Origin of the sequence: Mycobacterium sp. E1747 (assembly GCF_001667775.1) — a bacterium.
Taxonomy (GTDB): Bacteria; Actinomycetota; Actinomycetes; order Mycobacteriales; family Mycobacteriaceae; genus Mycobacterium.
In genome coordinates this window covers 1-11,389 of sequence record NZ_LZJI01000120.1, presented here as the reverse complement: position 1 = coordinate 11,389, position 11,389 = coordinate 1, and the positions used below count along the sequence as shown (strand labels likewise).

At 69.0% G+C, this 11,389-nt stretch carries 12 protein-coding genes, 1 tRNA gene and 1 pseudogene; 4 read left to right on the top strand and 10 right to left on the bottom strand.

Going from position 1 to position 11,389, the window contains the following annotated elements; genetic code table 11:
• Nucleotides 1-136: 136 nt before the first annotated feature.
• Nucleotides 137-210, bottom strand: a tRNA-Pro gene (locus tag A5695_RS12125).
• Nucleotides 211-634: 424 nt separating this feature from the next.
• Here A5695_RS12125 and A5695_RS12120 point away from each other — a divergent pair.
• Both A5695_RS12120 and A5695_RS12115 read left to right on the top strand, forming a co-directional pair.
• Nucleotides 635-1,333, top strand: coding sequence for a sensor domain-containing protein (locus A5695_RS12120; protein ID WP_156749597.1), 699 nt, complete (start codon nt 635-637; stop codon nt 1,331-1,333).
• Nucleotides 1,334-1,553: 220 nt separating this feature from the next.
• The gene (locus A5695_RS12115) at nt 1,554-2,201 is read left to right on the top strand and encodes a sensor domain-containing protein (RefSeq protein WP_068081648.1); all 648 of its coding nucleotides are present in this window, start codon (nt 1,554-1,556) and stop codon (nt 2,199-2,201) included.
• 120 nt (nt 2,202-2,321) lie between these two features.
• On the opposite strand, the gene A5695_RS12110 is transcribed toward A5695_RS12115, so the two are convergent.
• The 9 genes from A5695_RS12110 to A5695_RS12070 form a co-directional block, all read right to left on the bottom strand.
• Entirely contained in the window at nt 2,322-3,065 is a 744-nt protein-coding gene (locus A5695_RS12110) for an IclR family transcriptional regulator (RefSeq protein ID WP_231974799.1), read from the bottom strand.
• Entirely contained in the window at nt 3,062-3,892 is an 831-nt protein-coding gene (locus A5695_RS12105) for a cyclase family protein (protein ID WP_068081653.1), read from the bottom strand. The genes A5695_RS12110 and A5695_RS12105 overlap by 4 nt, the downstream gene beginning before the upstream one ends.
• An 11-nt stretch (nt 3,893-3,903) precedes the next feature.
• Entirely contained in the window at nt 3,904-4,689 is a 786-nt protein-coding gene (locus tag A5695_RS12100; protein WP_068081645.1) for an SDR family NAD(P)-dependent oxidoreductase, read from the bottom strand.
• Nucleotides 4,690-4,878: 189 nt separating this feature from the next.
• On the bottom strand, nt 4,879-6,279 hold the full coding sequence (der, locus tag A5695_RS12095) for a ribosome biogenesis GTPase Der (protein WP_068081642.1): 1,401 nt from the start codon (nt 6,277-6,279) through the stop codon (nt 4,879-4,881).
• On the bottom strand, nt 6,276-6,962 hold the full coding sequence (cmk, locus tag A5695_RS12090) for a (d)CMP kinase (protein WP_068081639.1): 687 nt from the start codon (nt 6,960-6,962) through the stop codon (nt 6,276-6,278). The genes der and cmk overlap by 4 nt, the downstream gene beginning before the upstream one ends.
• A 56-nt stretch (nt 6,963-7,018) precedes the next feature.
• Entirely contained in the window at nt 7,019-7,762 is a 744-nt protein-coding gene (locus tag A5695_RS12085; protein WP_068081636.1) for a pseudouridine synthase, read from the bottom strand.
• Nucleotides 7,762-8,457 (bottom strand): SMC-Scp complex subunit ScpB, encoded by a 696-nt coding sequence (gene scpB / locus A5695_RS12080; protein WP_068081633.1) that lies wholly within the window; start codon nt 8,455-8,457, stop codon nt 7,762-7,764. The genes A5695_RS12085 and scpB overlap by 1 nt, the downstream gene beginning before the upstream one ends.
• Complete coding sequence (locus A5695_RS12075; RefSeq protein WP_068081630.1) at nt 8,457-9,272, bottom strand: segregation/condensation protein A; 816 nt, start codon at nt 9,270-9,272, stop codon at nt 8,457-8,459. Before A5695_RS12075 ends, scpB begins: the two co-directional genes overlap by 1 nt.
• On the bottom strand, nt 9,269-10,132 hold the full coding sequence (locus A5695_RS12070; protein WP_068081627.1) for a ParA family protein: 864 nt from the start codon (nt 10,130-10,132) through the stop codon (nt 9,269-9,271). The genes A5695_RS12075 and A5695_RS12070 overlap by 4 nt, the downstream gene beginning before the upstream one ends.
• Nucleotides 10,133-10,453: 321 nt before the next feature.
• On the opposite strand from A5695_RS12070, the gene A5695_RS12065 reads away from it, so the two are divergent.
• Together A5695_RS12065 and A5695_RS30240 are read left to right on the top strand one after the other, a co-directional pair.
• Nucleotides 10,454-11,206 (top strand): O-methyltransferase, encoded by a 753-nt coding sequence (locus A5695_RS12065; RefSeq protein WP_068081624.1) that lies wholly within the window; start codon nt 10,454-10,456, stop codon nt 11,204-11,206.
• Nucleotides 11,207-11,249: 43 nt separating this feature from the next.
• Nucleotides 11,250-11,389 (top strand): annotated as a pseudogene (locus tag A5695_RS30240) (IS630 family transposase); the annotation flags it as partial.

Below are 11,389 nucleotides of genomic sequence, written 5' to 3'. Positions count from 1 at the left end.
CCGCAAACTCGTCCTCGACCCCACCCGCGACTACCAACCCCGCGGCGTCAAATGCGGAAACAGCCCAGAAAACCAGCTAGAGGTGTAAACCATGTCTCGGGACACCTGTCAACGATGTCCCGAGACATGACATGTGTCGGGCTGACAGGATTTGAACCTGCGACCACTTGACCCCCAGTCAAGTGCGCTACCAAACTGCGCCACAGCCCGGTGCCGCCCGAATCGGCGGCAGCAGGTCGAAAGCCTACCGCAGTCAGCCCGGAACTCAGCGACGCGGCCTCCGGCCAACCCGGCGATACCTGCGGGCAGGGAAACCGCAAACTCCAATCCCCGTCGCAATCTAGAATTCTGGTCACGAACGCAGGCGGGGCGGCTGTGCTCGCCCACAGACTTCGGGGGACGACCGCAATGATGGGTCCGGCGCGTGGCCGGTAGTGAACCGCCGGCGATTCAGGGCGGTGCCGCTCCCCCGCCGCCTGGCGGCTACGACGTCGGCCCACCCGGCGCTCCGTATGCGCCGAGACAGCCGATCGCGTGGAGCGGCTACCCGCCCAGCGCGCCCGGCACACCGCCTCCGTGGCCTCCAAGCGCGCGGCCAGCCCGAGCCCCTGGCGCCAAACGATGGTTGGTGCTCGTGACGGCCATTCTTACGGTCACCTCGGCCGCGTTGGGCGCCATCCTCGTCAGCCGTGTGATGACCTCGGGCGCATCGGGGGCGGCATCACACCGCGAGCCGCCCGGGCTGTCGGTGCCCACGACACCGGGGTTGGTCCACCCCGAAGACCTGAAGAATCTGCTGCTGAGCCCCGCCGAGGCCGGCGACATCCTGCACGTGCAGGGAATGACGCTCTACCAGAGCAACAACGGCCTGTTCATGGATACCGCCGACCCGCCCGAGTGTGCCGGCACCTGGGCCCCGGGCATGGCGCAGGTGTATCGCGACACCCGCTTCATCGACGCGCAGTCGGCCGAACTTCACGGACCGGGCGACGCGTACGTGAAGTTGACCCTGCAGTCGCTGGTGGCCTTTCCGACCGCCAAAGACGCAGGCGTCGTCTTCGAGGACCTCACGAGGAAGTGGGATCACTGCGCCCGAACCGAGGTCTTGGTGAACCGCCACGAGGGTGGCACCATCGCCGTCGGCGACCCTCGGGTCGTCGACAACACGCTGCTGGTCTCCTGGGACAAGACTGGCGGGACCGGGTGGGGTTGCCAGCGCGCCTTGATGCCGCGCAGCAATGTCGTGATCGACATGAGGGTGTGCGACTACGGCGGCAGCAATCAAGCCCCCGAACTCGTCAACAAAGTCGCCTCCCGAATTCCCACCTCGTGAACAGCCCAGGAGGTAAGCCATGAGCGCTCCAGGCGACTGGGGCAGCGGCCCGGGAGGCAGGCCACCGGCAAGCCCGGGATATGCGCGACCGTTCGGTTACCAGAGCGCGCCCGGACACCAACCCCCGCCCGGCCCCGCCTTCTGGCCGAACCAGGCGGCGCCCCCGGTCCGTCCCGTTGAGTCGCCCGCCCGGTGGTGGTGGCTGACGAGCGCCGCCGCGATGCTGACGGTCGGGCTAGTGCTTGCGGTCATCGTTTACCAGCCGGCCCGCTCGGGCGGCGGCACCGTGGCCGCCTCCGCACTTCCGGATGTGCTGCTGAGTGCCGAGGAAGCCGCCCATGCTGTGGGCGCCGAAACGTTGTCCGGCGAATCGGTTCAAGACAAGCTGGCCGACACACCCATCGTCGACGAGGACTGCGTGGGTGTGTTGAAAGCGGCCGAACAGAAGGCGTACGGGAAGACCGGCTGGACTGCGGTTCGGACGCAGGAGCTTGGCGACGCTCCAGCCAAAGGATGGCGATTGATTCAAGCGGTCGTATCGTTCCCGGACGCGGAGTCTGCAACCAACTTCGTCGGCAACGCCGCGACGGACTGGCAGAGGTGCGCCAATCGCGAGCTCAACACCCGAAACGTCAACAAGGATGATCCCCGCAACCTGTTTTGGACGACGGGATCGGTGTCGCGGGCCGGGGGCATCCTCGCGATGGACATGGTTCAAGAGGCTCAGGGCTGGAACTGCCAGCGCGCCCTCAGCGCCCGCAACAACGTCGTCATCGACCTTGATCTCTGTGGACGAAGCGTGTCGGGGTCGGCAGTGCCACAGTTCGTGAACGCAGTCGACAAGAAAATCGACGGCCGGGCCTCGTAAGCGTCGTAGCGGCGGACTGGCCCCGTGGTCAACGCGGGGCGCTGAAAATCGCTCCGGGACAACAGGATTGACCGCACCGGCGGTCGCGGGTGTGCCAACGCCGCAGGCTTTCGGCCCGATTCATCCCTGCGCCGCCAACCGGGCATTGACCTTCTCCACCCACGCCTGCAGCGCCTGAGCCAGCTCGGGTTCGCGGCCGTAGAACCGCTGCGTGGGCACGGGCACGCTCACCGCAACGGTGTGCCCGGCAACACCCTTGAGCGCCGCGCCCACCGCGCAGACGCCCTCGGTCTGCTCCTCGCGGTCGTACGCGACGCCCTCGGCTCGCACCCGCTCGAGCTCTTTGCGCAGCGCCGCCGGGCTGGTGATGGTGCTCGGGGTGAGCCGGGCCAGCCGGCTCGGCAGGTGCTCGGGCGCCAGGCCGGCCAGCAGGGCCTTGCCGTTGGCGCAGCAGTGCAACGGAAACGACTCGCCCACCGCGCTGATCGCTCGCAACCGGTGCGGCGAGACCACCTGGTCGACGAAGGTCGCGCGATCGCCGTCCAGGACCGACAGATCCACGGTCTCGCCCAGCTCGCGCGACAGCTCCTCCATGAACGGGTGCACGTCCATCACGACGCTCAGGCGCACGGTGCCGGCCATTCGCGCGATCTCCGGCCCCAGCCGATACCCGCCGCGGCCCCCGCGCGAGGCGACCAGGCCCTCGTCCTCCAGCGCGCCCAGGATCCGGCTGACCGTGGAGCGCGCCATGCCCAGCCGGTCGCCCATCTCGGCCTGGCTCAGCCCGCCGGGGTGCGCCTGCAGCAGCCGCAGCATCTCCGCCGCGCGGGCGATGACCTGAATCCCGGCGCCCTCGGAACTCACGCCGCCCGGCCCGTCTCGATGCGGTAGCTACCCGAGGGGTCGACGATGGCCACCAGCCGCACGATGCAGCCGTCGCCGCCGACCCAGCGCCACGGGAACGCGGCGAAGGTGACCCGCTTGCCGGTCACCTGGTCCAGCTCGCCGCCGACGTTCTCGAAGCCGTAGATGCCCTTCGACAGGATTGCGCGGTGGCACGGTTCCCAGTCCGGGAAGTCGTCGAGCGCTCGGTGGCCGGTTTGCTCCTCGTATTCCCTTACGGCCCAGGGCAATAGCCCGCCGGTGTGTGCGGCGGGTCCGTGCGGCGCGATCGAGGTCGCCATCGGGTGGTCCAGCGCCTGGGTGTCGGTGCCGACGGCCTTGACGCCCTTGGCTGCGAACCACTCACCGGCCTCCTTGTAGAAGCCCGGGGAGTAGGCGTAGTACTCGGCGCTGTCGGCGTAGGTGTGGTGCCACCCGGTGTTGACGACGACGATGTCGCCCGGCCGGATCTCGGGCGTGGCGTTCTCCAGGTCCTCGGCGGTGACCACCCCCCACCTCTCCTTGGGGATCGACACGACGACGCCGGTGCCGAAGAAGGCGCTCAGCGGGATCTCGTGCAGGAAGGGGGTGCCCTCCACGACGTGCGCTGGTGCATCGATGTGGGTTCCGGAATGCATTACGGTGGTGATCTTTTGGGTCAGCACCCGGCTTTTCGCCATGTTGTGCAACCGCTCGATCTTGACGTCCTCGAAGTACGGCCACGCCGGCACGCCGTGTCCCCACGGATGCGACAGGTCGTAGAACTCCAGCTTCGATTCGGCTTCGCCGAGCGGCCACGTGACGCTCATGTCGGTTCCTTTCAGCACGCCGTGTATCCGCCGTCCAGGTACATCACCTGGCCGGTGTAGAAACTCGACGCGTCGCTCAGCAGATAGATCAGCGCGCCGACGAAGTCCTCCGGCTCGGCGAAGCGGCGCAACGGAATTCGGGCGAACATCGCCTCGCGGGTGACGCGGCCCTTCTCGTCGTCGGCGTACATCCATTCGGTCAGCTCCGAGCGGAAAACCGTGGGCGCGAGCGCGTTTACCCGGATGCCGGCCGGGCCCCACTCGGCGGCCATGCTCTTGGCGAGCAGGTCGGTGGCGCCCTTCGACGGGCAGTAGGCGCTGTAGCCCGCCGCGTGCCCAAGGGAGCCGCGGACCGACGAGACGAGCACGACGCTGCCGCCGGTCCCCTGCTGAAGCAGGACGCGTCCGGCCGCCTGACACACCAGCCAAGCCCCGCGCGCGTTGGCGTCCATCACCTTGTCGAAGTCTTCGACCGCCATCTCGGTGATCGGCGCGACGTGGTTCATGCCGGAGGCGACGAGCACCCCGTCGAGGCGCCCGTGCCGGGCGACCGCCGCCTCCACTATGGCCTGGGCGTCGGCCGGGGTCTCGGGCCGGCGCACGACCACCGCGGCGTCGTCGATACCCAGGCCGTCCAGGCCCGCGGCGTTCCCACCGGCCAGCGTCAGCCGGGCCCCCGCCCCGGCCAGGGCCCGCGCGGCGACGCCGCCCAGGGCACCGGTCGCACCGGTGATCAGGATCGACCTGCCCTCGACGCTGAAGCGCGCGGCGGCGGGCGCTTCCGTTGCGATGTTCACGGCGCCTCCAACTCCTGCGATGCGGATATAACAACCCGCTATCCGAGAAGAGTAAGGAGCCGACCGCGGGAAAGTCAACGACGATTATCTGTGATGCAGCTTTTACGTCCCGCATTACGGGATATGTGCGATGTGATATCGCGGGCGCTATCGCTTTCGAGATTCGCCGATTGGTTCGGGAGAGGCCCCTCAGCGCCGCTTGGTTCCCCGCTTCTCGCGCACGCGCACGTTGATCCGGATCGGCGAACCCTCGAACCCGAACGTCTCACGCAGCCGCCGCTCCAGGAAGCGCCGGTACCCGGCCTCCAGGAAACCGGTGGTGAACAGCACGAACGTCGGCGGGCGGGCGGTGGCCTGGGTGGCGAACAGGATGCGCGGCTGCTTGCCCCCGCGCACCGGCGGCGGCGTGGCCGCCACCACCTCCTTGAGCCAGGCGTTCAGCGGGCCCGTCGGAATGCGCATGTCCCACGAGGCCAGCGCCGTCTCCATCGCCGGCACCAGCTTCTGCACCGCGCGGCCCGTCCGTGCGGAGATGTTGACCCGTTGCGCCCACCGCAGCTGCACCAGCTCGCGGTCGATCTCCCGCTCCAGCAGCTCGCGCCGGTCCTCGTCCACCAGGTCCCACTTGTTGAACGCGAGCACCAGCGCCCGGCCGGCCTCGATCACCATGGACAGCACCCGCTGATCCTGTTCGGTCAGCGGCGCCGAGGCGTCGATCAGCACGACCACCACCTCGGCCGAGTCGATGGCCGAGTGGGTGCGCACCGATGCGTAGAATTCGTGCCCGCTGGCCTGGCCGACCTTGCGTCGCAGCCCCGCGGTGTCGACGAAACGCCATACCTTGCCGCCCAATTCGATCAGCGAGTCCACCGGGTCGACCGTGGTCCCGGCGACGTCGTGCACCACCGAGCGCTGATCGCCGGCCAGCTTGTTCAGCAGCGAGCTCTTGCCCACATTCGGCTTGCCGACCAGCGCCACCCGGCGCGGGCCGCCCGGCGCGGGCGCCGCCTCGGACACCTCCGGCAGCGCGGCCAGCACGTCGTCGAGCAGGTCGGCGACGCCGCGGCCGTGGATCGCGCTGACCGGGTGCGGCTCGCCGAGCCCCAGCGACCACAGCGCCGCCGCGTCCGCTTCACCCTTCTCGCTGTCAACCTTGTTGGCGGCCAAAAAGACCGGCTTGCCCGAGCGCAACAGGATTCGGGCGGCCGCCTCGTCGGCCGCCGTGGCGCCGACGGTGGCGTCGACCACCAGGATCACCGCGTCGGCGGTGCGCATGGCCACCGACGCCTGTTCGGCCACCAGCTGCTGCAGGCCCTTGGCGTCGGGCTCCCAGCCCCCGGTGTCCTGCACGACGAACCGGCGGCCCGTCCACAGCGCGTCGTAGGACACCCGGTCGCGGGTCACGCCCGGGACATCTTGCACCACCGCCTCGCGCCGGCCCAGGATCCGGTTCACCAGGGTCGACTTGCCGACGTTGGGCCGTCCGACGATCGCCACGACGGGCGCGGGGCCCGCCTCGGCCTGCTCCTCGAGCTCGGATTCGACCGACTCCCAATCGCTTTCGTCGGTCCAGGTGCCGTCCTGTGTCATCGCACCGCCCCGCTTCGCTGGTCGACCAGCTCCAGCAGGTGGTCAATCACCTGCGCCTCGGTCATCTCGCTGGTGTCGACGACCACGGCATCCGGGGCGGCGCGCAACGGCGACACCGCGCGGGTGGAATCCAGATGGTCGCGGCGGCGCACATCGGCGAGCACCCCGTCGTAGTCGTCGGCCAGCCCCGATGCGACGTTCTGGTCATTGCGCCGCCGCGCGCGGGTTTCGGCCGACGCGGTCAGGAAGATCTTCACCGGCGCGTCCGGCAGGACCACCGTCCCGATGTCGCGACCTTCGACCACGACGCTGCCCGGCCCGCCGGCCATCTCCCGCTGCAGGGCCACCAGCCGGGTTCGCACGGTCGGAACCGAGGACACCGCCGAGACTGCGCCGGTGACCCGATCACCGCGAATCTCGGCCGAAACATCCTCTCCGGCAAGGAAGAAGCGATCACCACTAGGCTGGTAGTCCACTGCCATCTGCACGGTCTCCGCGATCCGCGCCACCGCCTCGGCGTCGGCGGGGTCGATACCGGCGCGCAGCACCGCGAGAGTCACCATCCGGTACATCCCACCGGTGTCCAGGTAGCGCGCCCGCATCGCCCGCGCCAATTGCTTTGACACCGAAGACTTTCCAGTTCCGGCCGGCCCGTCGATGGCCACCACGACGTCAGAGTTCACAGCCCGATGGTTCGCTGCACTCCCGTCACTCGCTGCGTTCGTTCCGCTCGTTTCGCTCACAGCCCGACCGCCTTGTACAGCTGCCCGACCTCGCCGTGGCTCAACGCCCGGATGCTGCCGGGCCGCTGCTTGCCGAGCGACACGGGCCCGATGTCGGTGCGCACCAGCGCCTCCACCGGGAAGCCGGCGGCGCCGAGCAGCCGGCGCACGATCCGGTTGCGCCCCTCGTGTAACACCACCCGCACCAGCGTCTTGCCCGGAATGGCGTCCACCACCGCGAAATCGTCGACGCGCGCGGGGCCGTCGTCCAACTCGATTCCCGACTTCAGAGTCTTGCCCACGCCGCGCGGCACGGTCCCCGTCACCGTCGCCAGGTACGTCTTGGGCACCTCGTGGGAGGGATGCATCAACCGGTGCGCCAGCTCGCCGTCGTTGGTCAGCAGGATCAGCCCCTCGGTGTCGGCGTCCAGCCGCCCGACGTGAAAGAGGTTCTTGTTGCCGCGCACCCGGCGTTCGACCAGGTCGCCGATGCACGGCCGGCCGCGGTCGTCCGACATGGTGGAGTGCATGCCGCGCGGCTTGTTCAGCGCCAGGTACACCAGCGACTCGTCGAAGACCACGCGGGCGCCGTCGACCTTGATTACCGAGGCGGCGGGATCCACCCGGGTGCCCAACTCGGTCACCACCTGCCCGTCGACCTCGACGCGACCGTCGATGATCAACTTCTCGGCGGCTCGCCGCGACGCAATTCCGGCCTGCGACAACACCTTTTGCAGGCGGATTCCTTCGGTCTCGACCATTAATCCTGGTCCACGTCAAACGTCAGCGCCTGGTCGGACGCCTGACCGCCGGCGAGTTTGATGAAACGTGGCTCGCTGTCCAATGATTCGCTCAGATCCTCGATCGTGTCGACGTCGGGCAGCAACGGAGCGATGTCGGGCAGGTCGGCGAGCGACGTCAGGCCCAACCGCTCCAGGAACAGGTCGGTGGTGGCGAACGTGACCGCGCCGGTGTCGTCGTCGACCCCGGCCTCGGTGATCAGGCCGCGCGCCAACAGCGTTCGCATGACGGCGTCCACGTTGACGCCGCGGACCGCGCTGACTCGCGCCCGGGTCACCGGCTGGCGGTAGGCCACCACGGCCAGGGTCTCCAGCGCGGCCCGGGTCAGCTTGGACCGCGCGCCGTCCAGCAACAGCTTCTCCACGTACGGCGCGAACCGGGCGCGGGTGTACATCCGCCAGCCCTCGCTGGTCTGGCGCAGGTCGATGCCGCTGTCGCGTTCGGTGAGCTCGTCGGCCATCTGCTGCAGCCGGGCGGCGACCCGGTAGACGGGTTGCTGCGTGGCCGCGCCGAGCGCCTCGGCGGTGACCGGGGTGTCAACGACCAGCAGCAGCGCCTCCAGCACGGACCCGAGTTCCTCGGGCTCCATCGGCGCGGCCTCGGCGATGTCCGGGATGCCGACGTCCAAGTCGACGTCGGGCTCAGATTCGGTCATCATTCGTCCCGCACTTCTACCAAGGCTTCGCTGGCCGGACGTTCCCCGGTCCATGAAATCTGGAGCACACCCAACGGCTCCGACTGGTCGAATGCTACCGCCCGGCTCCGATACAGCTCGAGCAGTGCCAGGAAGCGCCCGACGACCTCCATCGGCGCCTCGCAGTCGGCGACCAGCTCGGAGAACGTCGCCCACTGGCCGGTGCCGCGCGACTCCAGGAACGCCAACAGCTTCCTGGCCTGCTCGGGCACCGACACCGCCACCTCGTGCAGGTGCCCGATCGACACCGTCGGCACGGGTCGCGGGCTGAACGCGATCGCGGCGATCTGGGCGAAGCGTTCGGCGTCGACGCCCAGCATCACCTCGGGCAGCAGTTCGGTGAACCGGTCCTCCAGCGACACGGCGCGCGGGTAGCTGCGCAGCGCGGTGGCCTCCAGCTCGGCGAACATCTCGGCGACGTGCTTGAACGCGCGGTACTGCAGCAGCCGGGCGAACAGCAGGTCGCGCACCTCCAGCAGCGCCAGGTCCTCCTCGTCGTCGACCTGCCCGGCCGGCAGCAGCCGGGCGGCCTTGAGGTCGAGCAGGGTCGCGGCGACCACCAGGAACGCGGTGGTCTCCTCGAGGTCCAGCTGGGAGCCGATCTCGCGGGTGTAGGCGATGAAATCATCGGTCACCTGGTGCAGCGCCACCTCGGTGACGTCTAGGCGGTGGGCGAAGATCAGCTGAAGCAGCAGATCGAACGGCCCCTCGAAATTGGTCAGGCGGACTTGAAAGCCGTTCTTGGGTGGCGCCTCACCGTTCGCGCTCCCCGTCACGCGCCGAATCGGTCAATGAACTCGCGGGCCAGGGCGCGGTAGGCGATGGCGCCCGTGGACCGCGGCGCCCAGGTGGTGATGGGCTCGCCGGCCACGCTGGTCTCCGGGAACCGGACGGTGCGGGTGATGACGGTGTCGAAGACCAGGTCGCCGAATCGCTCCACCACCCGCGCCATCACCTCGCGCGAGTTGACCGTGCGCGGGTCGTACCGGGTGAGCAGGATCCCGCTGATCTCCAGCTTCGGGTTCAGCCGGTCGCGCACCTTGTCGACGGTGTCGGTGAGCAGCGCCAGCCCGCGCAGCGAGAAGAACTCGCACTCGGTGGGAATCACCACGCCGTCCGCACACGCCAGCCCATTGACCGTCAGCAGGCCCAGCGACGGCTGGCAGTCGATCAGCACGTAGTCGTAGCGGTCCAGCACCGGGTGCAGCGCCCGCCCCAGGGTCTGCTCGCGACCGACCTCGTTGACCAGCTGGATCTCGGCCGCCGACAGGTCGATGTTGCTGGGCACCAGGTCCATGTGCTTGACCCGGGTCTGCAGCAGCACGTCGTCGATCGATACCCGCGGCTCGACGAGCACGTTGTGAATCGTCTTCTCCAGCTCGTAGTGCGGGACGCCCAGGCCCGCGGACAGCGCGCCCTGCGGGTCCATGTCCACCAGCAGCACGCGCCGGCCGTATTCGGCGAGCGCGGCACCCAGGTTGATGGTCGAGGTGGTCTTCCCGACGCCGCCCTTCTGGTTGCACATCGCCACGACCTTCGCCGGGCCGTGCGAGGTGCGCGGCTGCGGTTCCGGGATCGCCCGCGGCGGCCGCCCGGTCAGGCCGAGCTCGACGCCGGTGTCCGGCTGCTCGGTCATGGCGGGGGTGTTCGGAAAGTGAACATCGACCGAAAGTCTAACGGGTTCACGCCCGGAAGCCGGGCGACCCGCAGGCAATTCACCAGCCAATTTCGCCGGATTTGCGCAGGTAGGGCCCCTGGGAGCACTCATCATTAACACCAGTCACACCAGCATCAGCGGGAAGGTGGTGGGCGGATTTCCAACTTGATAGCGCGGGCGATATCGCGGCGCCGGGCCGGCATCGAGATTGCCGTGCGGGTTGCGATTCCGGCGCCGCCACGGCCCCGGTGGCAATCTCGGCGCCCGCTCCGCGGCGGCCGACCGCACTACTGTGGCGTCATGGACCTCAAGCGCCGGATTCCCCTGCTGCGATGGTCGGTCTGGCGGATGGCGACCGGGGCGCGCAACATCACCACGACGGGCCAGATCGGCGACGGCCGCGAGGCCGCCGCGGTGGACTACGTCCTGCGCCACGCCAAGGCCGGCGACATCGACGACGTGCTGGCCACCATCGACAAGTTCGCCTACGAGAAGTCGATGCTGATCAACGTCGGCGACGAGAAGGGCCAGCTCCTCGACGCGGCCGTCCGCCGCGCCGACCCGGCGGTCGCGCTGGAGTTGGGCACCTACGTCGGGTACGGCGCGTTGCGCATCGCGAGGGCCGCCCCGGACGCGCGCGTGTACTCCGTCGAACTCGCCGAGGCCAACGCCGCCAACGCCCGGCGCATCTGGGCGCACGCCGGCGTCGCCGACCGGGTGACGTGTGTCGTCGGCACCGTCGGCGACGGCGGCCGCACCCTGGACGCGTTGGCCGAGCAGCACGGCTTCGCGCCCGGCGGCCTGGACTTCGCGTTCCTCGACCACGACAAGGACGCGTACCTCGACGACTTGCGCAGCATCATGGCCCGCGGCTGGCTGCGCCCGGGCGCGATCGTGGTCGCCGACAACGTCCGGGTGCCGGGCGCGCCGAAGTACCGCGAGTACATGCGCCAACAACAGGGCAGGCAGTGGAACACCGTCGAGCACAAGGCGCACCTGGAATACCAGTCGCTGGTGTCAGACCTGGTTCTGGAATCCGAGTTCTTGGGCTAGTGTCATGAGTCGTTAATTCGCATTCGGATAGTAGGCTTGGTGTGTGCCGGGTCCTGTTGCTGTGCCTGTGGTGTTGTCCGATGTCGAACGCGAGCAGTTGAGGGGCTGGGCTCGTCGGCCCAGTAGCGCTCAGGCGCTGGCGATGAGATCGCGAATCATTCTTGCCTGCGAGGGGGATTCAAG